Here is a 25,665-nt window from a genome sequence, read left to right as displayed (position 1 = left end):
GTGTGTGAAAAAAATACAGCTCCTTTTACTCTGCGCCTCTTATTTCAGTTCGCCTGGTTCGATGAAAAAACTTCTGATAGACCCGTCTCTTAATAATCGAATTCCCAATTTTTTCCCAATCGAAGTCTCATCTAAGATCTTATGAAGGTCATCTATCGTATGGATCTCTTTATCATCCAGGTTTATGATCAAGTCTCCGTTCCGTATCCCAGCGCGGTCTGCAGGAGAGCTTGGTTCCAGGGATAAAACTAAAATCCCTGATTCTGAGCCTAACTTGTTTAGAGATTTGGTGAATGGCGGGATTTTTTGATTTTGCCCAGCAATTCCTAAATATCCTCTTTTGACTGCACCATTTGTGATGAGGCGTGTGATCACATATTCTGCGGTGTTTGAGGCGACTGCAAAACAGATACCTTGGGCAGGTAGAATGATCGCAGTATTGATACCTACAACTCTTCCCTGGAAGTCTACGAGTGGACCTCCTGAATTTCCAGGATTTAGAGCAGCATCTGTTTGAATCACATTGTCTATCAGGCGTCCATTACGAGATCTTAATGTTCTTCCGAGTGCACTTACGACTCCTGCTGTGACTGTGGATTCGAAACCGTAAGGATTCCCGATCGCGACCACTAGTTGTCCAACTTTTAGTTTTTTGGAGTCTGTAAAACTAGAATGAGGAAACAATCCTCCATGAACTTTTAAGACAGCAACGTCTGTATGAGGATCGTTTCCTACGAGTTCCGCTTCTTTACTGGAACCATCCGAAAGGTTTGCCTTAATTTTAACAGCGCCATCTACCACATGGCTATTGGTTGCTATAAATCCGTCAGGAGTGAGGAAGAATCCTGAACCACTTCCTCCTTCTCCTTTTTTGTTTGTGACTTGTAGATGAACTACACTCGGACCAACAGAGTCCACTGCATGTATGACAGATTTGGAATAGGCGTCTAAAATTTCAGACTCATTCACTTCGGAATGATCTTTATGATGAGAGTTATGACCAAAAGAAGAAATAAAATCAGCGCTTGTATTTGTATATAGTACCATAATATTTTTGGACTCCGTGTCCAAAAATAAAGTCCCTAAAAGCGCGGAGCGGTTTATATCTTAATTATTTTTTCCAATCTTCAGGTTTGGGAGATACAGGTTTATAATAAACGGTGGTAGTTCCTTGTGAGAACATCTCAGGCACTGTTCTTCTCCAATTTACGAAATGAGGGGTTTCTAAATGAGACTTACGTTTAGATTCGCTTTCATACGCTTCTATAATCAGAAATCTACCTTCGTCTCCATCATTTTGAAGCAGATCAAATCTAAGAACACCGTTCTCTTTGAGAGATTCTTTGGAAAGTTCACTGCTGATTTCCTGAAATTCTTGGATCCTTTCCGGAAGTATTTTGTAAGAAGAGACTGTTACGATCATAGTCCCCAGTTTCAATATCTGATTTTCTTCTGCCAGAAAAAAAAGATAGATGGAATCTGATCAGAATGAAAGCTTTCCTCTTATGAAAATAAAAACTCCCGTAACGGAGATGCTTGGAATCGATCTACCCATTATCGGGGCTCCCATGTTTCTCGTTTCATACCCTGATCTAGTTGTTGCAGTTTCCGAAGCCGGAGGCCTTGGAACATTTCCTTCTCAAAACTACCGAACCGTTGAAGAATTAAGAAGAGGTTTGGAAGATATCCGATCCAGGACCAAAAAACCGATCGGCGTTAACTTAATTTTACATAAGGCTCATAACCCTAACTGGGCAAAACACTTAGAAATACTTTTAGAATTCAAAGTAGAATTGATCATTACCAGTTTAGGAAGTCCTCGTTCCATTATTAACGAGGCAAAATCAGTAGGCACAAAAGTTTTCTGTGACGTAACTACATTAAGACATGCGAATTTAGTCGCTAAGTCTGGAGCAGACGCTTTAGTTGCGGTTGCCCAAGGTGCTGGTGGACATGCTGGAAATATTTCTCCTTTCAGCTTATTCCCTTATCTGAAAAAAGAGATTGGTCTTCCTGTTCTTGCCGCGGGTGCGATCAGCGGTGGTGCACAAATGGCTGCTGCAATGTCCTTAGGAGCAGATGCAGTTTATATCGGAACAAGATTAATCGCTACCAAAGAAGCTGCTGCTTCTCAAGAATATAAAGAGATGATCGTTGAGTCCGCACCTGAAGAGATCGTTTATACCGAAAAAATTTCAGGAATTCCTGCTAATTGGCTAAAACGTTCCGTAGAAAAAGCAGGAGATAATTTCCATAACGAAGGTAGTACGGATATTGATCAGGAATTCAAACGTTGGAGAGACATTTGGTCTGCGGGTCACGGAGTGGCTCAGATCGATTCCATCATTCCTGCGGGAGATGTTATAAAAGGTATGGCTGCAGAATACGCAGACATCGTAAATAAACTACCTAAATTAGTTTAATATTTTAGAATATTCTAAACCCCCGGTTCCGGGGGTTTTTTGTAATTTCTATTTCTTATCCGAAAAGCTTACAGGAATTAGGTGGAATACCCCGAATACAAAAACTTGGGCTGCGTCTGCGATTTTGAATCCGCCTCTATCTCCAGCACGAAAGGAATAGATACCAACTTCTAAAATATGGATCCCTAAAATCACCCAACCTAGAGTGAGAACAATTCCATCCAGACTTGGATGTAAATTTACGAGTTGTACGATTCCGCTCAATACTCCCAACCATAAAAGCCAGAATGCAGCTGTGGAAGCCTTGGATATATTATTCACTAAATTCATTCTTTCCCTCACGAAAAATCGATTCCGAGTATAGCAATCGATACAGAGATTTTGGTCAAGAAGAAGTTAGAACAAGATCTTATAGAAACAATGTTCGTTATTTAAAAATAAAATAGGACGTTTATGAATTAGAAATTGTTGCTAACATGAACTTGGAATGAAAATTCCGCGGGAATCTCGGATAAGAATAGCGAATATAATGATTTTATGATATAGGGAGCCAGGGGTTTCCCACTGGCCCTCCTCCGCCACCCAAACCAGGGTGGGGGCCGCCTTTTATTTCAAAAGCCGGATTCTACTTCTATCTTCTCATCCTGCTCAGCTTCGTTTAAAACAGGGCTTGCAATCTTATCCAAAAGTGACTTTAGAATATCGTAATATGGAAGCACTTTCGGTCCTACAGATTTTCCGAATTTGTTCTCGTAGCTGGTCCGAAGTGTTGCTTCTTCATCTCCTCCCATAGGGTAAGAAGAGGAAGCATTTCCTTCCCAAAGGGTTTCCTTAGTATCACATTTTTGGATCTGTGCCTGGATAGAAATTTTGATCCCATCGAAAGAAGGCCCGAATGTGGCAGGGCTTAACCAAACCAAAAAAGATGGGGTGGTTCCTTTCAAGGTCTCTTCTAATTTAAGAGTAAGAACTCCTTGGGACTTTCCGACAGGAGATTTGCAATTTTGGTTTTTGCTAGAAGGGTCCGGATAAACAATAAATTCCTTATGGTGGGCCAATTCCTGTTCCGCCATGGATTTTACCAGGCTTGCTTCCACTTGATTCACTTTAGAACTGGAATCGATCGCTACAGTTAATCTTTTGAACTTATCTAAAGAAGATTCAAAATTAGGCGCGCTCCTAATTTGTTTTACCGCACAATTTACAAAGGAAGAAAAAATTAAAAATAGAAGTATTAGTTTAGATCTCATTTTTTCTTCCCAGTTTTCTTTTTAGGAGCTGCCTTTTTTTTAGCGACTTTTTTGGCTTTAGGTTTTGGAGAAGTTTCTTCAATTACAAATTCAGAAACTGTTTCGGAACCTTCTTCATCTGGTTCTAATCCGAATGGAATTCTTTCTGATTCTTCTTGTTTACGGCTTCTGTATGCTAATTCCAAAATTGCAGGAAGAAGAGTAAGTGCTATGAGTAAACATGCGCCGATACCGATTGTTGCTACTTTCCCGATAGAATGTAGGCCTCTTTGGTTTGCAAGAAGTAATGCGCTCCATCCAACCAAAGTAGTCAATGTAGATGCGATCACCGCAGGTCCAACCATTGCCATCGCTTTTACAATATCATGATCTTCTCTGAATCTATAATAGATATAGATCCCGTTTTGTATTCCGTATCCTATAATGACAGGGAATACCAGAACATTCATAAAATTTAATTTAAGATCTATGATCGCCATGACCCCTACTGTGACCAAGAGTCCTAATAGAAGTGGGATCAACGACAGAAGCGCAGGCAAAACAGCTCTATAGAATAGTCCTAAAACTATGATCACAAGTATTAATGTGATACCGAATGCAAGAACACCTTCCCTTTGTACGATCATGATAAGCTGTGCAAACAACATCAAACTTCCTGCAGTGTCCGTTTGGAATGTGTAAGATCTAGCTTGGGTAATATCCTTATAAGGTCGATGCTCCAAGATAGTATCCACTGTCCCTGGTAGGATATTTATAGAGAGAAGTTTTTCTTTTGAGTAAGTATTCAGTGCATTTAATACAATTTTATTTTCAGCAGGCGAATAATTCTCTTTAACAGGATCAATTTCAGATTCTTTTTGAGTTCCTGTTGAATACAAAATTGTATTCAAGGTCCTTCTGGAAATTTTAGGAACTTCTAATCTTCCTATTGCAGCAAAGAATTCTAATAATTTTCCGCCATGCCATAAAGCAACCTTAGGATAGAGGAATAATAGATGTCCTTTTTCTTTTGAACTTGCAACTTCCTTGAACTGAGAAGAAAAATAATCCGGAACAGCGGTATAATCGTAAGGTTTAACTGATAAGAATAATTTTGCTTTAGGCAAATATTTTCTTTGTTCAGGCTTTAAGAAGGAAGCTTTTACAGGCTTCATATCTTTTGCAAGCTGGTCTAAAACTTTACGGTTTTCTAATTGTTGAGAATAGGGAGGAACAAAATTCCAGAGAGAAACCACCTGATCCACGGAACCAGCGATTGATTCAGGGACAGGATTCAGATAATCAAATACTGCTTCTGATTCTTCTAAAGTTTTTACTACGATTGCCTGAGGATCCGAAGAAATATCAAAACGATCAGCTATCTCGTCGTATAAGTTCACAGATTCTAAATTTTCTACTAAAAGGTTTCTTCCGTTTACGTCAAATTGGGCTTTAGGAGCAAAAACTCCAAAGAGTAAAACGATAACTAAAACGCTAATGGATAGAATTCCTGGTCTTGAATAAAATTTTCTTAATAGACCGGAAGGAGTTTGTTGGTCTTCGTTTAATAGAAAAGCTTTAGAAAGGGAAGGGAACCATTTTAAAAGTAAAGCGATCTGTAATGCAGTTACACCGTACATAGCAACTGCGATCAAAATGATCCCGTAAGTTGCAATAATTCCAAATTCGCTGAATCCTCTGAATTCTGAGAAGGAAAGAACTACGAATGCAGAAGTAGTAGTTAACGCAGAGCTAAAAGAAGCAATCCCTGTATGATAGATCGTGTCCTTGATCGCTCTTACTATATCCTGCTTCTTAGTAAATTCTTCTCTGAATCTGTATAAGAATTGGATACCATAGTCTATCCCGAGTCCCATGAGAATGGAGCCGATGATACTCGTGATACTATTCAATTGACCAATCAGAAGTCCAGTTAACCCAAAGGTCATGAGTAATCCGCTGAGTAGAGAGAATAGAAGGATTATGATAAAAAGTGGATTACGGAAAAATAATAAAAGTAGAAGTCCTATTCCTACAAAAGAAGCGATCCCGATCGGCTTTAACGCTTTCACCAAGGTTTCATAATCATCTTGGTTAAGCTTATAAGCTCCAGTATAACCTGCGTAAATTCCGTCTTCTTCTATCTTTAAAGTTTTTACTAAACTTTGAACTCTTGTATCTATTTTTTCTAAAAATTCAATGTCTACGAACGAGCCGGTTGGCTTAATCAATACGATGAGCATTCCTTTTTCAGGGGAAATATTATATTCGTCGAATATATCTCTTTTTGCGAGTTTTTGGTATTTGGAAATGATATCAGTGAAATCCGGATTATATTCTTCGTTAGTAAGTTTGATGAAGAATGGATTTGCTTTTTCTATTTCGTCATCAATCTTACGTTTTACTCTTTTACGGACTTCTTTTAGATCTTCTGTTTTTAAGAATAAGGGAAGTCTATCCTGTAAAAAGGAAACATTATATCTATAAGAAACATACCGTACTAATTCTTTGTCTTTTAAAACTTCAGTGGCTAATTTGTCAGAGGCTTTTTTGAGCGCGATCTCTCTCGCTTTATAATAAGTAATGTTCTTACGTTTTGCCTCATCAGCTAGTTCTAATTCTTTCTTTTGGGTTTCTGGATCACCATCACGTTTGGCCTGAAATGCCTTAGTAAGATGTTCCGTCATTCCCTTGTCGTCTTTGAATTTAAGAGCAACAGTATAGAATCCGCTTCCACCGATCATTTCGATGACACGTTTTGTTTGGACAACAGAAGGGTTATCGGAAGGTAGAAGTTGTAGGTTATCGCTGTTAATGGAAAGTCTGGTAGCTAAAAAGCCTGAGATCACCAGAAAGATAAATAGGATTGCGGAAGAAGCGGCCGGTTTGGTTAACACCAACTCGGTCGCTTTAGAAAGAAATTTTCTCATCAGTTCTTAGCTGCTTTTTGTATTAGGGAAATTGTCCCCTTGATTCCGTTTTTCTTAATAGACGGTTCTATGTTTTTAGTGCGGTTGATCTCTGTAGCGAGTTTACCTTCTGTTTCGAAGTCGCTAATGTACCAAGCGCCTTCCGATTCGGAAAGTATCCAAGCGAACTTGATCTGATCGGAACCTTTGTAAAGAATAGAAGAGCCGATCCTTGCTTGTTTACCATTTACAATAGGTTTATCGTAAGTGATATCAATCTTATCAAAATATTTTAATGCGATTGGAAATGCTTTGTTGATTATATATTCTGAAATTGCTTCTTCGAATTCTTTTCTTTCGGCAGCAGAAATTTTATGATCTCCAATAAGTTTTTCTGAGAATTTTCCCACATGGATCAGAGCGATTGCCTTATCATTTTTTTTATAACGGATAAAACCGATCAATTTTTTAACGGCGGATAACGTTTGCTCTTCTGCCGAAACTTCCGGAGAAGTAGTTTGGGTTTCGTTAGTAGTTTGGGAATCCTGGGCGTAAAGAAAACCCGAGGAAAGTAAACAAAACAATAAAATTTGAAATAGTTTCACAGATATTACCTAAGGAAGGATCGATCCGGGAGTTTTACAATCTGGTAAAAACAGACTGCGTACTGGCCGTATAAATTTACAGTAATGTACGGGGAAGGCTTAAGTCAACGGAAATTAGACTCAATCCGGGCGGAGAAAATCATATGCCTGGCTTCCGCAAGAAAATGATAAAACTTTCGGTGTTAGGCAACTTAAGAGTAGGGGATGTTTTGCTTTATATTGTTCCACTAAAATTTGAGCTGTATGTTCTTTTGCAAGATTTGCCGCCCAATCATGATAACTGATCGGTATCCCTGGTAGAACAGTTTTGAGACTTCTGTGACTGTCTGAGGCATCTTTGTTTAGGCAAGCGTGGGTCGCGAATGTATAATTTCCGTGGAGACCATCTTCTGCATCAAAACAATCTCCTGCTTCTTCTGTATGTTCTACGATTGGAAGAAGATTAAAATAACCTGTTTGGATCTCTTTCATACTTAAAAAAATCCAAGGATGTTCTATAGGAGCAAGGATACTCACCATTGGATAATTTTCTGCCCAGTTTGAGTGAGAATAAAAATCCTGAGCTATATGCAGAGCCATTCCTAATTTAATTAGCCCAGTAATATGATTTTCCCTATAAGAATCATCCTTTAAAGTCCGGAAACGATCCGCACATCCAAGTATATTATCATTATCGCAATGATAGGCATCATTGTTCATGAAGGCGGAGTCTGCTCTTAGATTTCCTTGAACGATTAGCTCCATACAATCCGCTCTTAGATCCCAGTTGGTCTTATCTGCAAATTCTAAAAATGCCTCTTGGGTAATACTAATATGAGTATGTGGGCCCTTCTTCCCAAAAGCTCTTAAAGGAATAAGAGAAGATAGAAAATAAACGGAAAATCCGAACACCAAAAATTTTAGAAATATAAAGTTAGTTTTACTGCTCATATATGTAATCAAGCAATTACATATATGAGACCTGGGATTCCGCGTAAGTACGCAAATAATTACATAATGGAGAAGAAAATATTAGATCCTTCTCTGGACATAGGTCGAGACCGAAGTCTACAGACTATATTCTATTTTTTTAATGTATGAGGCGTGAGGTATTTTGTGTGACTTGAAATTCAGGAATCGTTCTTTTTCCAGTCCCAAATCCCATTTGATTCGAAATATTCCAGATCTTGGACGTCGTCCAGGTCGGATAATACAGGAAGAAGTCCGACTTGTTTTCTGGCCCATTGTAGTTTTTCCAAACTTCTCGCAAAAACAGTTTCAGTGCTCCATTCTATTCCATGAAAAAGTTCAGGAGTATCCGACTTGAGTCCTACCAGATAATAACCGCCATCTTTCGCAGGACCTAGAACAACGTCTTTATGATCTATGATCTGAAATGCTTCTTTTAAATGTAGTAGATCCAACTCAGGACAATCACTTCCTATGAGAATCGCAGGGCCGGAACCATTTTGAAAACAATATAAGAATGCATTTCGCATCTTCTCCCCTAGATCTTTACCTTCTTGTTTGCGGATGAGAAGTGGAGAATGTCCCCAACTTCCCAAATCAGAAGGATTCGGAAGATAAGAATCGAACCATAGAACCTTAGGTACATCCAAGTCTTTGCAGGCTGATCTAGTTTTTTCGACCAAGGCCTGATATACTTCGAGTGCTGCTTCTTCTCCTATGTCCTTGGCTAAACGTGTCTTAACTTTTCCCGGGACTGGGTTTTTCAGAAATATATTCAAGATCGGACCTTTCATTTTTGTCTCCGGGATATTATTGTATTAAGGCATCTATTCCTTGGGGGACGTTTTTTCCAAGGATTAAGCGAAATAAAGCTATCCTTTGATACGATGCTTTATTAATTAGAACAAGCTCTTAAAATCAAAGCAAGATGAAAAAAATTAAATCTCGAATGTTCATTATTCTATAAGGAGATACTTATGATCTTAAATCTAAAAAGAGGGATTCTGCTTATTAGCTTAGGGATCATCCTGACTGGGTTAGTCGGGACCGCCTGCGCACCGGGAGGAAAAGACCCATTCATCCCTCTATTCAATCTCGGTTACCAATTGGAAAAAAGCAAAACTGGATTTTTTATTATCGTTCCAAGAGGAATCGCACAGTGAAATTACAAAATCGTCGCTCTATTCTTCCAAAAGTCGTTCTGGCTTTATTGGTTTTTTTCGGGATCACTGCTGGTTTTAAATTTAACCCAGGATTTAATAAGGAAAAAAATCATATTCCGTTTTCTTTAAATGTTTCTCTGCTTAGACCATTGCACGCAAGTGCAGACCAATGGGGTTTTGTAAGAGGATCAGCTTCCTGGGCCCGTGGGAATTCACTCTTTATGGATGATGTGATTGGTTCTATCCAGGCAAACACAGGATTAGTTTTCTTAGCAAGTCAGCCTGGAGGATTCGTGCAGGATAATTTCTCCACTACTTCCGGGACTGACTTTCAGATCTCCATCAAACTTGGTGGATCCTTTATGGCTTCTTCTACCGCTTATACTGGACAGAAAGAATTCTCCAATTATTTGGAATTGAGAAACGAAAATACTACTGCAACTTCGGACATCGCATTACAATTTTATTGGGATGATGATCCAAGGGATTCTGATCAGCAAGGTGCACTTGTGAAATACCGTTTGCAGATGTTGAATCCTTCTCAAGATGGTGGGTCTACTGCGGATATAGAAAGTTATGTATATTCCCCGAAACTTACCGATGTAAAATACGATCCAGCAACTCACAATAATGTAGTCCAAGGTTTGGTCCAAGTATATTCCTGGGACGATAAATTGAATAACGATAACCAAATATCTCTGCATGCTCGCCATGGTAGAGTGATTTTGGAAGAAATGGACAATCGCACCATTTTCTGTTTCAAGGCTCTTGTTCGTATCGACTCTAATGCGAATTTAGTTCCTGCTTTCTACCCAAACGAAGGATTCTGTGCAGGTACGACCGGAGATGAATATTATAAACTTGCATACAGTCAAAAACTAACAGGTGACCTGGAAGTAACTGCAAAATCAGGATGGGAAGAGGCAACAATAACCCCGACAGATGGAGAACTCTGCAGCACCGGAATTTCATTAAATTATGGATTATTTAATGTGAATGGTTTTGTAAAAGATGTCGTTGCCTCTAGTAATATTCCTTCGGGATATGTTCCTGCTTCTCGAGTAGATGGTTTATATGCAAGAATTGGAACTTCAGGTAAATCAGGGGATTCTGGGGACGATATGGATGTTCTTTGGGATGACTTGAGAAAGGATACGATTGATAATATGGATGTCGTATTTGAAGCTTCACCAACTCTATAAGAATCTTCTAAACTTGCTTTTACGAAAAACCCCCGAATCTCGGGGGTTTTTTATTGCCCGAAGACATTCTTTATACTATTACATAATAAGAAACTTCAGTTGGTGGATTCGAAAAATGAAACAGGGATCTGACATCAAATTTATTTATACAACATACATCGCCGCAAGTCCGGAAAAAATTTGGGAAGCTTTGACTAGCTCTGAATATGCACAAAAGTATTGGTTCGGAAGTAATATAGAAGGGGACTGGAAGGTAGGAGGAGGATTCAAATTCTTGGATCCGAATGGAGAACTATTAGTTGTTGGTAAAATCCTAAAATGCGAAAAACCAAATTTACTTTCTTATACTTGGGAACTTCCTTCTGGTTTCAAATCTATCCCGCCTGAACTAAAAGCTAGATTGGATAAATCAAAAGAACCTACTCGAGTTACTTATTCTTTAAAACAAATGAAAGATCTTACGAGACTTACACTTCTTCATGAAGATCTTTTGCCGGAAGATTTTATAGAAAATCCGGATACGTTTGTAGGATTGAATAACGGCTGGCCTGCAATTCTTTCTTCTCTCAAAAGTTTACTCGAGACCGGAAAGGCTCTGCAGTTTTAAGATCAATCAGCTGATTGTTCGAAAATTTCAGGGTTTTCTAATTTAGAAAGAAGTTTCTCATCAGGAAATTGACGGAAAATTTTCGCATTGGATTGTTTGTCAGGAAAATTCGTATAAAGAATATCTAATGAATGTCTGTTTCCTCCGTAAATTCCCCTATGTATCAAATGAGCGGAGAATACTAATAAATCTCCAGGATTTTGAGGAACTACAACTCCATCTGGCAGATCTTCATAATTTTTGCGGCCATTTTTCTCCATACGGATCTCGTATTCTTCTTCATGATCCCATCTTGTATGTGAACCAGGAATAAATTCCAATCCTGGATCCGGATAGAATGGTATCCTAAAATGGAATACTTTTGAATGTTTCAGGATACTTTTCTGCTCTTCTTCTGAAACTCCTAAATATTGCAGATCCCTATGCCAATAGTTTCTTTTGTCCGGAGATGCCGGATTAAAGAATAGCTGAGTATTTAAGAAATAGATCTTCTCTTGTATTATACTTTTTGCAAGTTCTACAAGCTTGGAGCTTGAAATGAATCGGAAAAAGGAAAGTCGATCCGATTCTTCTGAGCAAAAATCGGGACTGGTTAAGTAGGCGCTATTTACTGAATTTGCATCCGGAAATCTGGTTTTCCATTTTGAATTTGCATCCAGTAGAATGTCCCGAATATTCTCCAGTCCACTTTGCTCGAAAAAATTCTGAAAAAGAAAATATCCGTTTTTGAGGAGAGATTCGTTTCCGTTGGAAACGGTTTTGTTTGAATTCATTTAGGAAAACTTCTCCGCATGCAATGCCTGATCCCAAGCGGAGAAGTGTGCGATATTACTGATTAAGCGGCTTTGCTATGAATTTCTTTGATTGGATCAATGTCCTTCCATTCAGCAAATAGATGTCTCTGGGAGAAAAACCATGCGAGTGAAAGTGCACCGAATCCAGCTGCGATAAACGCAGTCCCTGTAGAAACTCCTAAAAGGAAAGCAGTTCCTACCAAAAGAGCGATACGAACCGGCTCTAAATAAAGAGTCCAACGTTTTAGATCTAATATTCCTCCCACAGTAGTTAAGGAGAAAATACTAAAGAAGAAGATCGTATACAGCAGCCCTGTCGGTATTGAATTCACTTTTACAAGCATTGAGAATGTTCCTACCAATGTAAGAACAAACCAGGTCACTGCATAAGCAGTTAAACTTTTGGAGAGATTTACATCATATTTTTTGAATGTTTTCTCATCCACTTCAGGGATAGGGTATTGTCCTCCTAAGTCCTGAGGTCTCCATCCCGGCATTGCTAAGAAAGCTTTGATCTTATCCAAGAAACGAGGGCTTTGTTTTGCTTGTTCCCACATTTCTATCCAATAATGAACGTTTGCCCATAATGGATTGAAGCTGCGAAGAGGTTTAACTGTTCCGTATACGGGAGTTTCTTCTTCTGCTTGGAATGTTCCGAACCATCTGTCAAAAACGATCAATGTTCCGCCATGGTTTCTATCTATATATTTAGGATTGATACCGTGGTGAACTCTATGGTGAGAAGGTGTATTGAATATTGCTTCGAACCATTTTGGGAATTTATCGATCGCTTTTGTATGGATCCAGAATTGATAGATCAAATTTAATTGTCCGTTCAGAACCATTACGATAGGAGAAAATCCAATGATCGCTAAAGGAATATAGAAGATCCAAGTAAATAATCCGTGAAAGCTTGCCTGACGTAATGCAACAGTAAGATTATACTCTTCACTTTGGTGGTGAACCACATGTCCCGCCCAAAGGAAATTCACCTCGTGACTTAATCTATGCAGCCAATAATAAGCAAGATCATAGAGAACAAAACAACTGACCCAAACTGCTAGAACAATTGTCCAAGCCCAGGTAGAAGCAGAAAGTCCAAGTACATCAGAAGAAGGCATCCAAGAAACAGGTTCACTTGGCCAAGAAGGAAGATTGAATATTCTCCAATTCTCATATACCCAAAGGTAAGCGAAGAATGTGAACGTCTTGAAGATGATCCCAAAAATTTGGCTAGCAATACCAGCACTAAGATCGTTGATAGAATCGTTCAGACGATAAAGTTTTCTTTTATGATACCAGGAGAATGCGAGCTCTAACCCGATCAGCAAAAAGAAAAATGGAATTGCGATTGTGATAAGATTTATTTTTTCCATAATACAAGCCGGTAACCTCTATCATTCCTCGTTCCATAACTAGGTCAATCTAAAACTAAAACAGACTCCAAAACGGAAATTCTTTACCTATCAATTGTGTGAAAAAAACTAACTCGTTCGTGGTATGCAGGTTGACTAAATCAGAAACGATGTCGTAGTTCCTACCTTATGGCAGTATCTAAGTGGATGATTTATGGAGCGAACGGTTACACAGGAGAACTGATCGCAAGAAGAGCAGTGTCTCGTGGTTTAAAACCAGTACTCGCAGGAAGAAGCAGAGGCAAAATTGAAGAACTCGCAAACGAACTCCGTTTAGAATATAAAATTTTCGATTTAAATAATTCGAACGAGGTCGGTTCGCATATACAAGGGTTCCAACTCGTTTTGCATTGCGCGGGACCTTTCATCCAAACTTCTGTTCCGATGGCTAAGGCATGTATTTCTAAAAAAGTACATTATCTGGATATCACCGGAGAAATTCCTGTATATGAATCTCTACAAGCTTTGGGAGAAGAAGCTAAAGAAGCAGGAGTTCTTCTTTTACCTGGCGTTGGATTTGATATTGTTCCTACAGATTGTCTTGCTTCTTCTTTAAAAGAATCACTTTCAAAGCCAAAGTTTTTGGAACTTGCCTTCGTAGGACTAAGCGAAGTTTCTCCAGGCACAATGAAAAGTGCACTCGCTCAATTGCCTTATGGATCTAAGATCAGAAGGGATGGGGAGATGGTTGGAGTTCCTCATCTAAGTAGAGCCAGAGAGGTGAGCGCTAACGGAAAAACCTATAAGGTATATGGAATTCCTTGGGGAGATGTTTTCACTGCTTATATTTCTACAGGTATCCCAAATATTGATGTGTATACAGATATTCCTTCCGGACAAGTAAACGCGTTACGCTATTTTAAACCCATCATCTCTTTATTAAAACTTCCCTTTGTATTAAAAGGAGTCCAGGCTTTGGTAGGAAAAACGATCAAAGGCCCAGGAGAAAGAACAAGGACCCTAGTCAAAACGACAGTATGGGGAGAAGTTCGATCGGAAGAAGGAAAAAAATTCACCAAAGTTTTGGAATGTAAAGAAGGTTACGAATTCACAGTCGAATCATCTCTCGCAGCAGTTTCCAAAGTACTTTCAGGAAAAGGGGGAAAAGGATTTAAGACCCCAAGTCTTGCATTTGGTTCCGAATTCGTTTTAGAAATTCCTGGATCAAAATGGAAAGATATTCCAAATTGAATAGAAACCTCTTCCATTCAGTTAAGAATTTATTCTTTACATTCTTCTCCACAATTCTAAATTACCAAACGATCCGTCATGTCTTATTGCCTTAAGTTTGTATTATCACTTTTTCTAATATTTCTTTCTTCCTGCACTTCTATCAAAGTGTATGTTCCTAGATCTCTTTCAGGTGCTCATGAAGTCCAAGAACATTGGGGGGAACTAAGAGCAGGCTTTATAGATTATAATTCCGAGAATCCTGATATCGAAGTTGAATTTCCAAACGAGGTGCCTTATCGTTTCGTATATTACGAAGATGGATTTACTTCTTGGACAGGACTCGGACGAGATTATACAAATTTATACGGACCGGTTTCCAGACTGATCCGAAAGGAAATAAACGATCATAGGGAAGAATATCCAGGAAAACATAAGATCATCATCCAAAAGTTCAGATTGGAATCAATAGATCATTGGACCTATAACGAAGTGAATGTGGAGCTGGAAGCAGATATTATTTCTTCCGGAAAATCATGGCATTACCAATTCAAGGATGGGATCGAATCCAGAGTCACTGATTTTATGGCAACTCTTGCAACAGTTCCAGTCTTACTCGGATGGATTATACATCTTCCTTATATAGGTCATAGGGGAAGCAGAGAAGATCAAATAAATCAAATGGGCAAAGTGGCTCTTTTAGATTTTTTGGATGAGATCAAAAAACATTCTGCATCTCCCATACATTCTCAAAACAAAAAAGGAAAGAAGTAAGATGAAACAGAAAATTCTAATATTCTTACTTACTTGTACAATATTCCAATCCTGCTATTATTCTACTGAAAAAAGATACACAGTCGCTCAGCCATACGAGCCGAATGACCAAATGTATTTTGACAAAGAAAATCCTCAGTTCGAAGAGGGAGAACCATATTCAGTCCTAGACTTTATAGGAAGCTGGATCTGGATCGAAAGTTTAGCCGCAAAACTGATGATCTGGGACAGGAGGATGCAAAGTCACAAAATATCTTTCGAAACAAAAAAGTATCTGATGGATTATATCAGAGATAATAACCTGAAAGATGTTAAGGTGCGATTTAATCAGTATTCTCCTGGAAATGATTTCAGAAGACTTTGGGATTCTAAATCAGTACATCCAGTTTTGAAATGGACCATAGGTTTATTCGCATACGTAGTGAATGATGTACTTTTAGTAGGTCGTATTTTTGGCGGAGACCATTATAATCCATATTCAAATACCATCCATGTGTATTCTGATATTCCAGCAGTAGTAATACATGAAGGCGGACACTCCAAAGATTTTGCACAAAGAGAATATCGTTCTTTATATGCGCTCGGCTACGCAGTCCCTGTCCTCGGGGCATTCTACCCGGAAGCAAGAGCCTCAGACGACGCGATCAGATACTTCAGATATCGATGCGACAAAACAGAAGAAATGACCGCATATCGCACATTATATCCAGCTTACGGGTCTTATGTGGGAGGTGGGATCTCTGACTTACTTCCAACCTCTCCTTATACGGTTTTATATTCGTACTCACTTCTCGCAGCTGCAGCCACCACGGGTCATATAGTTGGTCATGTTCGCCAAAAACAAGTGGAGAAGGAATGGATCCCGAAGGAGTGTATGATAGCGAAGGAGTTGGAGAAGTAGGGGGAGGCGAGCTTTAGTAAACTTTTAACTTCACATTCTTGCTCATAAGCTTAAAATGCTTATCTAACGTAAAAAGTGTGGCTTTATTCTGAATTACATTCTGAGCAATTATTAAATCTGGAATACCAACTTTATTTATTCCATTTTTAAGATTTGAAATTTGATATTCAATGATTTGTTCCCAATCAATTTCTAACGGAAAACGTTCAATAGCTTCTAAAGAGGTAAGAATCTTGGATTGCTTTCTTAATTTAAGGAAAGGAATTAACTCTGCCAGAATGAGATCATTTGTATAAACATTTTCATTATCAATTAATTCATCAACTTTGGTAGAAATTGGTGAATTAGCATTCCTGAAATATTCAATCCATACAGATGAATCTATTAGAATGCGAGTCATCGTTTCCGTAAATTATCGATATTAATTTCGAGGTTAATAGATCCCTTATACTTCTTAAGATCTTTCAATTTTTCCCTTCTGATTAAAGAAGTAAGTCCTTCCTTAATTACGTCGGTTTTGGTCTTTAAATGAGTCAACCTCATTGCTTCCAAAAACAATTCCTCTGGGATATCTACTGTTGTTCTCATTATATGCATAAAATGACCAATTTATATGCATTGTCAAATTCTATTTTTGCGAGCGTTAAGGACCCGCAACACATCTTAAATTATCAGAGACTTGCTTCTGAGCAGAAGTGACGGTCGCATTTCCGAAAAAGATAACTCTTGTATTATCTAAATCGATACTCTCGGAAGTCCAAATTTCCTGCAATTCTCCGTCATTCGGATCAGTAACCGGAGGCGCTATTGCCGAAGAGCCTCCGCCCCCAAACCAAGCAAACTTTAGCAGTCCTTGGTCGTTATTTTTATCTGCTCGCATAACGACCATTATCGCATAATATGGATTGAAACTCAGCCAGAACACATACCTGATTTATAATTTTATAATAAGCTCATGGTAGTTTATAGACAAACTATACAGTAACTTGTAATAGAAACGAAATGATTTAAGGCCTTTCCATTCGTAAAAGATAGATAGTTTTGGCCGCCTCCCGCTTTGCGGGACCGGGCTGCTACGGGTTCGCTAACGCTCATCCCTTCGGGACTAAAAGCCCTGCGCATCCCTGGCGGAGTTGTGAGTGAAGATTTTTCTTGAACTACGTTTTGCACCGCAGCCACCATTGGGCATGTGGTTGGTTACGTTCGTGAAAAACAAGTGGGGAAGGAGTGTATGATTGTGAAGGAGTTGAAGGGGCAGTAGGGGGGGATGTTAGGTGCGTTGCTTTTCGACTTTCAAAAACCTATTTAGTAACCTTAGGGAAAGCAGTATAGAATAGATGACAAAAGACACTACAAAAAAATATGAAAGAACGAATAAACTAGCATTAATATCAATGTCCCAAAAATCTATCCTATGTGATCCTAACGTTTCATAAAACTCTTTCGAAAGAATTATTAATAACGCAATACACGCGATCGTTAGTGGCAGACAATTGAAGAATAGAATCCTGAGTAGTTTATTCGCATAATCAGCTAATGCTTGCTTCTCACTCCTCGAGGGGGTTTCTTTGGATAAAAGTATATCTGCATTTTTATTTATAAGTTCTAAATATACTGTCAAAAAAGTAAGGACAAGTGCAATAGCGCCAATGTCAACAGATAGTTTCATTACAAAAATTCAGATTCAAGAAAAGCAAAAGTATCTTTCGGGCATTCATATTGCCCTGCTGAGCTCTTAACTGAAATAAGTTTTTTTAATGTAGGTTTTTTCTGTGCTATTACCATATTTATTTGGTCTTTGATATTATCAGACTGAATTACAATTTTTACCTTATCATCCGTCCTCTCAATATCTCCTAATACTTCTTTGATAGAATTTCTAATTATTTCTTCAAGATGAATCCTATATCTTGAAATTGTATTTTTAAGGAGAGTTTTGCTGGATGAAGGGGTTAATTGAAATATTGTAGAGATTCCCGCTTCAGTTGGGAGCTTTTCTATAAAGTAATGTTTAATTAAATAGAATAACTTTTCTTGTAAAACTTCGTCGGCCTTAGTTGGCACGCCTCTCTCAATGAACATTTTTCGGTATTCTAAAAACGAAGCTTTTGCAATCTTTTCCAAAGACTTTTTCAATTCTACATTGTTAGTTAGACCAAGACTTGATTTTATTATATCTTTATCAGAATCAGTCAACTCTGCATTACTAATATCAAATTTAACTTCCATATTTTCCTCTTATTATAGAATTAAAATCATTTCGTCTAACGACTGGTCATTGCCGACGTTTTATGATGACGCCAGTATGTATAAGTCGTAAAGTGACCCTCCGGCGTCACGACAGCAGAGATAGTTAGGTGAAGTGGCATCAAATCATTTCTGTAAAGATGTTCTTTCGATCGTTTTCGGTCTGGATGGAAAAATTAATTATATGGTCTTGAAGAGCTGCAATCTTATTGCTAAAAAGCATGAAACTTGCTTTATTCAGAGATATTTCAATAATGGCAGACTGTATGTCTAAGTTTGCCAATTCGGATAAAGTAGCTGAATTTTTTGATGGAAATTTTTCTTTATAAACTTTATTATAATCAGGTTCAAAGTATCTAATCAAACAAGCCTCTGCTAAGTAAATACCGAACTTTGGGTCAAAATTATGATTAATGGCTTCCGCTGCATGTTTAGTACTTTCTTGATCGGAAGTAGTAGGATTGCCAATACCATCAATCGAAAGTATAAGTTGTGCATCAGAAAATTCAATAAACAGAATAGAAATCTCTGAATTACGATTTTTATGAGCGAATTCCGCTAATACTCTTTGTAATTTTTCATGGCCATTTATCCTAGAAAACGAGACTCGATTTCCATCTTCCCCATATGAGCGGCCAATATATTCAATTTTTAAATTTAATTCATCTTTTAACTTAAGATATTCTTCTGTTTGGTTTAAGAAATAATGTATAGAAGTTTTAACAGAAGTAAATCCTTCTCGATTAATGATGATGTCGCTTTCAGATTCTTTGTCTATCTCAAACGAAACATCTGAAAACGAGACAATTCGAGATTTTTCTATGACTACAGATACGGTTTTAAAGTTTTTATCGAGACTGGAGCAGAGTTCAATATCAAAATATAGATTTACTAAATCGGTGTGAAACGTTTCTTCTCGAATCTTCAGTCTTGGCCTTGAGCAGATAAGATAAACATGACTATTCTCAAGTATTTCTTTATATGACTCATATGTGGATTTAATATAAATCTCATGCGCTCTAAGTAAAACATAGTTTTTTACGTACTTAGTATAGGCGATTTCAGTTCTGTATTTTTGCTCTTTCTTTTCGTTCATAAATTTTACATAATTCCGTATAACGTTACTTGTAGTTGCATATTAGTCAAGCCATCTATTTGGGTATGTGGAATGAATTCGCATAACTTGCTACTTTTATAATATTATACATTGCTTGTATTCGCCTCCCCCCATTCCCAAAGCCACCTCCCATCCTCCCTGCATATCCTCAATCCCACACCACCGCACTCTCGCCAATCCACTCCAACCCCGCAACTCCCCAAAACCACTTCACATCCTTCACCCATCAGTTTTCCTGCTTTCCCCCTGAAACCCGCTCCTTCCTCCAACACTTGGCCCTCTGTCTAGGTAAAATGTTTAAAACTTAAGCATTGATAAATAATCGGTATAAAAAATAAGCGCTAAATTTAATTTCTGCTTGTTTATTAGGGGCAAAATTCGTCTCCTTCAGATAGATGGGGGGAGAATTCTATGCTCCTGACAAATTACCAAACGGATTCCTTTTACGACGAAATGTTCTCTGAAGAGGGGGGGATTCGCCAGAGTTATCATATCTTAAAATCCAGAATCGAAGGGATGGAAGATAAAGAGCTTCTGAAACGGAAGGCTTCCGCTGAAAAGGCACTTCTATCCTTGGGCATCACTTTTAATGTCTATGGAGATGAGGAAGAAGAAGAGAGGATCATGCCTTTCGATATCATTCCTCGCATTGTAACTTCTTTCGAATGGAAAAAAATGGAAGAAGGTCTTAAGCAAAGGATTCGTGCTTTAAATCTTTTCATCCAAGACATTTACGGTGATGAGAATATCATCAAAGACGGTGTGATCCCGGCGGAGATCGTTTATAGCAGTTCCGGTTATTTAAAAGAATGTAAAGGGATTAAACCTCCTAAGGGGATTTGGATCCATATCACTGGAACGGATCTTGTGCGTGACGGGGATGGGCAGATGTTGGTCCTCGAGGATAATTTACGTTGTCCTTCCGGTGTTTCTTATGTATTAGAAAATCGTGAAGTAATGAAAAAGACCTTCCCGGAACTTTTTGCGAGTCTTTCCGTAAGGCCTATCTATGATTATCCGATCAGGCTTCGTGGGATGTTGGAACATCTTTCTGATAAACCGAATCCGAATATTGGAGTCCTGACACCAGGGATTTATAATTCCGCTTACTACGAACATAGTTTTCTTGCGTCTCGTATGGGAGTTCCTTTGGTAGAAGGTACTGATCTTACTGTTAGAGATGATAAATTGTATATGAGAACCACTAAAGGTCTCAAACAAGTGGATGTTCTTTATAGAAGGATCGATGATACATTCATGGACCCTAAAACTTTCCGTAAAGATTCTCTTTTGGGTGTTCCGGGTATATTCGAAGTATTCAAAAAAGGTAATGTTGCACTTGCGAATGCTCCTGGTACTGGAGTCGCGGATGATAAGGTGATCTATTCTTATGTTCCTGATTTTATTAAGTATTATCTGGGAGAAGAGCCGATCATTCCTAATGTTCCTACGTATCTATGTTCCAGGGAGAAGGACTTAAAATATGTCTGTGAGAATATCGGGAACCTAGTTGTAAAAGCGGCTAACGGAGCAGGCGGATATGGAATGATCATTGGACCTGTTGCGAGCGAAAAAGAAAAAGAAGAATTCGTAGAAAAAGTTAAGGCAGACCCTCGTAATTATATCGCCCAGCCTGTTTTGAGTTTATCCAGGATCCCTACATTGATAGAGGATAAATTAGAAGGAAGGCATGTGGATCTAAGACCTTTTATCTTATACGGAGAAGAGATCTATGTGATGCCCGGAGGTTTAACTAGAGTTGCATTAAGAAGAGGTTCCTTAGTTGTGAATTCTTCCCAGGGTGGTGGCTCTAAAGATACTTGGGTGATGGGTTAATATCAAAAAAGATAAAGAACTGGCAATCAGGGGAATATCCCAAGCGGAACCGAAAAATATCACAAAACTAGAGAGGTTTCCACATGCTAAGCCGAGTCGCTGAATCCGTATACTGGATGAATCGTTATATGGAAAGGGCCGAAAATTATTCACGCTTTTTGGATGTGAATTTTCAACTTTCCTTAGATTTGAACGAGGACTCCAACAGACAATGGATGCCTTTGGTATACACTACCGGAGACAATGAATTATTTTCTAAAAAGTATAATAATCCAAGCAAAGAGAATGTGATCCACTTCATGAGTTTGGATATTGAAAATCCAAATTCTATCATGAATTGTTTGATCCGTGCCAGAGAAAATGCAAGGACCATCCGTGAAAATATTTCCACTCCTATGTGGGAAGTGATCAACGAATTCTATCTTACGATCAAATCCAAAAGAAAATTCGAAGAATCTGATATGCCTGGGATTGCTGAATTTTTCAAAGCGATCCGAAACCAATGTTTATTATTCTACGGTTGCCAAGAAGCCACAATCTCTCATGACGAAGTTTGGCATTTTGCATTGCTCGGAAGATTATTAGAAAGAGCGGATAAGACAACTCGTATCTTAGATATGAAATATTTTATACTTCTTCCTGCAAGAGAAGAGGCTGGATCCACTTTGGATCTGATCCAATGGCTTTCTCTTTTGAAATCTGCAAGTGCTCATGAAATGTTTAACCGTTTTTATACAAGGATCACTCCAAAAAATATCGCTGAGTTCTTGATCTTAGATAAAATTTTTCCAAGAGCAATCCGTTCTTGTTTGTCCAAGGCATTTGATAGTCTGAAAATTTTAAGTGGTTCTGAAAAAGATAGTTATGGGGACGAAACAGAGAAGAGGGTAGGTGTTCTTCTTTCTGAAATGAATTACGCCTCGATAGACGAAATTTTTTCTTCAGGTATGCATGAATATTTGGACCAATTGCAAGTAAGATTGAATGGTATCGCTGCACAATTGGACGAAACCTATTTTAGGAATTGATCATGTCCTTACTTGTTTCTCTTACTCACGAAACTTCTTACGAATACGATAGGCCCGTTGCATTATCTCCTCATATCATTCGATTGAGGCCTGCTCCTCATTCTAGGACCAGGATTGTTTCTTATTCTCTATTGGTAGAACCTTCTGAACAATTTTTAAATTGGCAGCAGGATCCTTTTGGGAATTACCAAGCTAGATTAGTATTTCCTAAGAAAACTGAAAAATTAAAAATACTAGTGGATCTTGTAGCAGAGATACAAGTCATCAATCCATTTGATTTTTTCTTAGAGCCTGATGCAGAAGAAACTCCATTTATTTATTCGGATGCTTTAAGAAAGGAACTTCTTCCTTATTTAAGCGCAACTGATGGAAGTAACGCACTTGCGAATTATATTTCAGGTTTAAGAAAAGACGGAATTTTAAAATCAAAACGGACGGTAGACTTTTTGGTAGGCCTCAACCAAAGAGTATACCAAGACATTTCGTATGTGATAAGAATGGAACCCGGTGTCCAAACCTGCACTCAAACTTTAGAAAGAAGATCCGGTTCTTGCAGAGACTCAGCATTTTTACTCGTTCAAATTTTAAGACATATCGGTCTCGCATCCAGATTTGTTTCCGGTTATCTCATCCAATTGAAACCGGACGAAGTTTCTATTCACGGGCCTTCTGGAGCTAAGGAAGATTTTACTGACCTTCATGCTTGGGCGGAGGTGTTCCTACCAGGTGCAGGTTGGGTCGGCCTTGATCCAACTTCTGGTTTATTTGCGGGGGAAGGTCATATTCCTTTGGCTGCAGTTCCAGAACCTGGAAGTGCTTCTCCAGTATTTGGATATTCTGATCCTGCTGAATCCAAGTTTGGATTCAGGATGGAAGTCAAACGTTTCCAAGAATCTCCTCGTGTTACCAAACCTTATACAGATCCTACTTGGGACAGAGTATTAAAACTTGGCAAAGATCTGGATGCTAAATGCAAAAAAAATGATATTCGTGTTTCCATAGGTGGAGAACCCACTTTTATTTCAGACATATCCAGACAAGATCCTCAATGGAATACTCTCGCACTCGGTAAGGAAAAACTGGAGTTAGGTGAAACATTACTTACAAATCTTCGTAAAAAATTTTCACCTGGTTCTCTGGTTCAGGTTACTCAAGGAAAATGGTATCCTGGAGAACCTTTGCCTCGTTGGTCTCTAAATGTTTTCTGGAGAAAGGACGGAGATTCTTTATGGAAAAACGAAGGATTATTCTCTTCTTCCTCTGAAAAAGAAAAACAGGATTTAGATAAGGAATTAGTATCATCTGATAAATTTGGGGAAGAAGTTTGTAAAACTTTGGGAATTTCTCCCAAACATATGGTTCCTCTATATGAGGACGGCTTCTATTATTTATGGAAAGAAGGTCAACTTCCTGAATGGAAAGATCCTAAGAGCGAAGATTTTAATTCAGAAGATTTTTCTTTCGAGGCATTAGAAAGGAAGAAGGTTCTCTCACTTGTAGATAGAGATTTTAAACTTAAAAAAGCGATCGCTATTCCATTACAATTTAATTATACAAAGTCTGAATGGGAAAGTTCTGAATGGAAATACAAAAGAGAAAGATTATATTTGATCCCAGGAGATAGCCCTGCCGGATTTAGATTACCTTTTTCTTCTATCTCCGAAAATTTCAGACCGAATGCTGTTCTTACTGATCTGTCTAAGAGTAAAAAATTAAGTTCCAGGAAAGATCTGGATTCTAAATTAGAAAAAAGATCTTCTAAAGAGCCTAAGTTTTTTCCAACCGGAAAAGATCTTCCGATCCGAACTACTTTGGTTATTGAGCCAAGACTTGGTTCTATTCATGTATTTTTACCTCCAGTAGAAGGTTTGGAACCTTGGCTAGATTTAATCTCTTCCATAGAGTTTGCTGCTGAAAAATCTGGAGTACAAATCGTATTAGAAGGATATGAACCTCCTTCTGATGCAAGGTTAGGTCTATTTAGAATAACGCCAGATCCTGGGGTTTTAGAAGTAAATTTACATCCTTCTTCTAATTTTAAAGAGCTGGAAGAGAAAACTCGTATCTTATATGAAGAAGCAAAAGAGCTCGGCCTTAGTGCAGAAAAATTCCTAATTGATGGAAGGCATACTGGAACAGGAGGAGGGAATCATATCACCATAGGTGCAATGTCCCCGGAAGACAGTCCATTTTTACGAAGACCGGACCTTCTGCGAAGCCTGGTAAGTTATTGGCAGCATCATCCTTCTCTTTCTTATCTTTTTTCTGGTTTGTTTATTGGTCCTACCTCTCAGGCTCCTCGTCTGGATGAGGGCAGGGACGAAATATTATACGAATATGAATTAGCTTCTTCTCAATTAGATAAAATTAAAGAATCAAATCCTTGGTTAGTAGATCGACTTTTTAGAAATCTACTTGTGGATCTAACAGGAAATACTCATAGAGCTGAAATTTCCATAGATAAACTGTATCCTCCAATGGGTTCTCGTTTGGGTCTTGTAGAACTAAGAGGATTTGAAATGCCTCCTCATTATAAAATGAGTGTGGTACAACAACTTTTGGTTTTATCTTTGGTTTGCAGATTTTGGGAAAAACCTTATGTGAAAGCGCCTACCTATTGGGGAACAGAACTGCATGATCGTTTTCTTCTTCCTCATTTTGTTTGGAGTGATTTTAAAGATGTTCTGAGAGATTTGAAAGAGCATGGCTTTGCATTCCAAGAAGAAGAGTTCCTTCCATTTTTTGAATTTCGTTTTCCTGTATATGGCAAAACCCAAAGAGAAGAAGTTTTCTTAGAACTTAGAATGGCCTTGGAACCTTGGAATGTTTTAGGAGAAGAATCTTCTTCTTTTGGAACTTCTAGATCTGTAGATTCTGCATTAGAAAGATTGCAAGTAAAGGTAGAAGGTTGGAGTGATCGTTATCTTCTCAGCTGTAATGGATATGAAGTTCCACTTAGAGGCACTGGCAGAAAAGGTGAAGCAGTTTCAGGAATTCGTTTCAAGGCTTGGAATCCAGTATTCACTTTGCATCCGAATCTTCCGGTCCATACTCCTTTGGTATTTGATGTTTGGGATACCTGGTCTTCTCGTCCTTTAGGTGGTTGTCGTTATTATGTTTCTCATCCAGGTGGAAGAGCTTATGATACTTTTCCTGTGAATTCGTATGAAGCTGAGTCTCGTAGGATCTCCAGATTTTTAGCAGATGGTCATTCTGCTTTGGATGGCTCCGAACCTAAACGATTGAAGAATACGAATGGTTATACAATGGACCTTCGTTGGATTGAATAATTAGTAT

General features: G+C 38.3%; 25 protein-coding genes. 10 read left to right on the top strand and 15 right to left on the bottom strand.

Annotated elements, in window-relative coordinates; all coding sequences use genetic code 11:
* Nucleotides 1-39 precede the first annotated feature (39 nt).
* Complete coding sequence (locus EHQ52_RS03815) at nt 40-1,047, bottom strand: S1C family serine protease (protein WP_135613933.1); 1,008 nt, start codon at nt 1,045-1,047, stop codon at nt 40-42.
* A gap of 64 nt (nt 1,048-1,111) precedes the next feature.
* A complete protein-coding gene (locus tag EHQ52_RS03810; protein WP_008597036.1) occupies nt 1,112-1,423 on the bottom strand; it encodes a putative quinol monooxygenase in 312 nt (103 codons plus the stop codon).
* A gap of 82 nt (nt 1,424-1,505) precedes the next feature.
* Between EHQ52_RS03810 and EHQ52_RS03805 the strand changes: the two genes are divergently transcribed.
* Complete coding sequence (locus EHQ52_RS03805) at nt 1,506-2,423, top strand: NAD(P)H-dependent flavin oxidoreductase (protein ID WP_208653444.1); 918 nt, start codon at nt 1,506-1,508, stop codon at nt 2,421-2,423.
* 48 nt (nt 2,424-2,471) lie between these two features.
* Here EHQ52_RS03805 and EHQ52_RS03800 read toward each other — a convergent pair whose 3' ends face one another.
* The 6 genes from EHQ52_RS03800 to EHQ52_RS03775 form a co-directional block, all read right to left on the bottom strand.
* Complete coding sequence (locus EHQ52_RS03800; protein ID WP_100711483.1) at nt 2,472-2,753, bottom strand: hypothetical protein; 282 nt, start codon at nt 2,751-2,753, stop codon at nt 2,472-2,474.
* 281 nt (nt 2,754-3,034) lie between these two features.
* Nucleotides 3,035-3,673, bottom strand: coding sequence for an MXAN_6521/LA_1396 family lipoprotein (locus tag EHQ52_RS03795; RefSeq protein WP_135613931.1), 639 nt, complete (start codon nt 3,671-3,673; stop codon nt 3,035-3,037).
* A complete protein-coding gene (locus tag EHQ52_RS03790; RefSeq protein ID WP_135613930.1) occupies nt 3,670-6,582 on the bottom strand; it encodes an efflux RND transporter permease subunit in 2,913 nt (970 codons plus the stop codon). The genes EHQ52_RS03795 and EHQ52_RS03790 overlap by 4 nt, the downstream gene beginning before the upstream one ends.
* Nucleotides 6,582-7,166, bottom strand: a complete 585-nt coding sequence (locus EHQ52_RS03785) for an ABC transporter substrate-binding protein (RefSeq protein ID WP_135613929.1) — start codon at nt 7,164-7,166, stop codon at nt 6,582-6,584. Before EHQ52_RS03785 ends, EHQ52_RS03790 begins: the two co-directional genes overlap by 1 nt.
* A gap of 120 nt (nt 7,167-7,286) precedes the next feature.
* Nucleotides 7,287-8,096: a hypothetical protein gene (locus tag EHQ52_RS03780; protein WP_135613928.1), complete on the bottom strand. Its 810-nt coding sequence runs from the start codon at nt 8,094-8,096 to the stop codon at nt 7,287-7,289.
* Between the two features lie 179 nt (nt 8,097-8,275).
* Nucleotides 8,276-8,908, bottom strand: a complete 633-nt coding sequence (locus EHQ52_RS03775) for a TIGR04282 family arsenosugar biosynthesis glycosyltransferase (protein ID WP_135613927.1) — start codon at nt 8,906-8,908, stop codon at nt 8,276-8,278.
* A gap of 183 nt (nt 8,909-9,091) precedes the next feature.
* Here EHQ52_RS03775 and EHQ52_RS03770 point away from each other — a divergent pair, with 183 nt between their 5' ends.
* The 3 genes from EHQ52_RS03770 to EHQ52_RS03760 all read left to right on the top strand — a co-directional run bounded on the left by EHQ52_RS03770 (nt 9,092) and on the right by EHQ52_RS03760 (nt 11,086).
* Nucleotides 9,092-9,277 carry a hypothetical protein gene (locus EHQ52_RS03770; protein ID WP_100711477.1) on the top strand — a complete coding sequence of 62 codons (186 nt, stop codon included), beginning with the start codon at nt 9,092-9,094 and terminating at the stop codon, nt 9,275-9,277.
* Nucleotides 9,274-10,479, top strand: coding sequence for an LIC_12337 family protein (locus EHQ52_RS03765; protein ID WP_135613926.1), 1,206 nt, complete (start codon nt 9,274-9,276; stop codon nt 10,477-10,479). Before EHQ52_RS03770 ends, EHQ52_RS03765 begins: the two co-directional genes overlap by 4 nt.
* 115 nt (nt 10,480-10,594) lie before the next feature.
* The gene (locus EHQ52_RS03760) at nt 10,595-11,086 is read left to right on the top strand and encodes an SRPBCC family protein (protein WP_135613925.1); all 492 of its coding nucleotides are present in this window, start codon (nt 10,595-10,597) and stop codon (nt 11,084-11,086) included.
* Nucleotides 11,087-11,088: 2 nt separating this feature from the next.
* On the opposite strand, the gene EHQ52_RS03755 is transcribed toward EHQ52_RS03760, so the two are convergent.
* Nucleotides 11,089-11,859, bottom strand: a complete 771-nt coding sequence (locus EHQ52_RS03755) for a phytanoyl-CoA dioxygenase family protein (RefSeq protein WP_135613924.1) — start codon at nt 11,857-11,859, stop codon at nt 11,089-11,091.
* A gap of 62 nt (nt 11,860-11,921) precedes the next feature.
* Complete coding sequence (locus EHQ52_RS03750; RefSeq protein ID WP_135613923.1) at nt 11,922-13,256, bottom strand: sterol desaturase family protein; 1,335 nt, start codon at nt 13,254-13,256, stop codon at nt 11,922-11,924.
* 168 nt (nt 13,257-13,424) lie between these two features.
* Here EHQ52_RS03750 and EHQ52_RS03745 point away from each other — a divergent pair, with 168 nt between their 5' ends.
* The 3 genes from EHQ52_RS03745 to EHQ52_RS03735 all read left to right on the top strand — a co-directional run bounded on the left by EHQ52_RS03745 (nt 13,425) and on the right by EHQ52_RS03735 (nt 16,140).
* Nucleotides 13,425-14,486, top strand: coding sequence for a saccharopine dehydrogenase family protein (locus EHQ52_RS03745; protein WP_135613922.1), 1,062 nt, complete (start codon nt 13,425-13,427; stop codon nt 14,484-14,486).
* Nucleotides 14,487-14,564: 78 nt separating this feature from the next.
* Nucleotides 14,565-15,239 carry a hypothetical protein gene (locus tag EHQ52_RS03740; RefSeq protein ID WP_244244776.1) on the top strand — a complete coding sequence of 225 codons (675 nt, stop codon included), beginning with the start codon at nt 14,565-14,567 and terminating at the stop codon, nt 15,237-15,239.
* A gap of 1 nt (nt 15,240) precedes the next feature.
* The gene (locus EHQ52_RS03735) at nt 15,241-16,140 is read left to right on the top strand and encodes a hypothetical protein (RefSeq protein WP_208653443.1); all 900 of its coding nucleotides are present in this window, start codon (nt 15,241-15,243) and stop codon (nt 16,138-16,140) included.
* A 13-nt stretch (nt 16,141-16,153) separates the two neighbouring features.
* On the opposite strand, the gene EHQ52_RS03730 is transcribed toward EHQ52_RS03735, so the two are convergent.
* The 5 genes from EHQ52_RS03730 to EHQ52_RS03710 form a co-directional block, all read right to left on the bottom strand.
* Complete coding sequence (locus EHQ52_RS03730; protein WP_135613921.1) at nt 16,154-16,540, bottom strand: PIN domain-containing protein; 387 nt, start codon at nt 16,538-16,540, stop codon at nt 16,154-16,156.
* The gene (locus EHQ52_RS03725) at nt 16,537-16,728 is read right to left on the bottom strand and encodes a type II toxin-antitoxin system VapB family antitoxin (protein WP_135613920.1); all 192 of its coding nucleotides are present in this window, start codon (nt 16,726-16,728) and stop codon (nt 16,537-16,539) included. Before EHQ52_RS03725 ends, EHQ52_RS03730 begins: the two co-directional genes overlap by 4 nt.
* A 55-nt stretch (nt 16,729-16,783) precedes the next feature.
* Entirely contained in the window at nt 16,784-17,020 is a 237-nt protein-coding gene (locus tag EHQ52_RS03720; RefSeq protein WP_135613919.1) for a hypothetical protein, read from the bottom strand.
* Nucleotides 17,021-17,808: 788 nt separating this feature from the next.
* The gene (locus tag EHQ52_RS03715; RefSeq protein ID WP_135613918.1) at nt 17,809-18,369 is read right to left on the bottom strand and encodes a hypothetical protein; all 561 of its coding nucleotides are present in this window, start codon (nt 18,367-18,369) and stop codon (nt 17,809-17,811) included.
* 139 nt (nt 18,370-18,508) lie between these two features.
* A complete protein-coding gene (locus tag EHQ52_RS03710) occupies nt 18,509-19,483 on the bottom strand; it encodes a hypothetical protein (RefSeq protein WP_135613917.1) in 975 nt (324 codons plus the stop codon).
* Nucleotides 19,484-19,915: 432 nt separating this feature from the next.
* Between EHQ52_RS03710 and EHQ52_RS03705 the strand changes: the two genes are divergently transcribed.
* The 3 genes from EHQ52_RS03705 (at nt 19,916) to EHQ52_RS03695 (ending at nt 25,658) form a co-directional block, all read left to right on the top strand.
* On the top strand, nt 19,916-21,340 hold the full coding sequence (locus EHQ52_RS03705; protein ID WP_135613916.1) for a circularly permuted type 2 ATP-grasp protein: 1,425 nt from the start codon (nt 19,916-19,918) through the stop codon (nt 21,338-21,340).
* A gap of 83 nt (nt 21,341-21,423) precedes the next feature.
* Nucleotides 21,424-22,368 (top strand): alpha-E domain-containing protein, encoded by a 945-nt coding sequence (locus tag EHQ52_RS03700; protein ID WP_135613915.1) that lies wholly within the window; start codon nt 21,424-21,426, stop codon nt 22,366-22,368.
* Between the two features lie 2 nt (nt 22,369-22,370).
* On the top strand, nt 22,371-25,658 hold the full coding sequence (locus EHQ52_RS03695; protein ID WP_135613914.1) for a transglutaminase family protein: 3,288 nt from the start codon (nt 22,371-22,373) through the stop codon (nt 25,656-25,658).
* The last annotated feature ends 7 nt before the right edge of the window (nt 25,659-25,665 follow it).

Source organism: Leptospira koniambonensis, from assembly GCF_004769555.1.
Classification (GTDB): domain Bacteria; phylum Spirochaetota; class Leptospiria; order Leptospirales; family Leptospiraceae; genus Leptospira_B; species Leptospira_B koniambonensis.
This window is presented reverse-complemented; position numbering and strand designations above follow the sequence as displayed.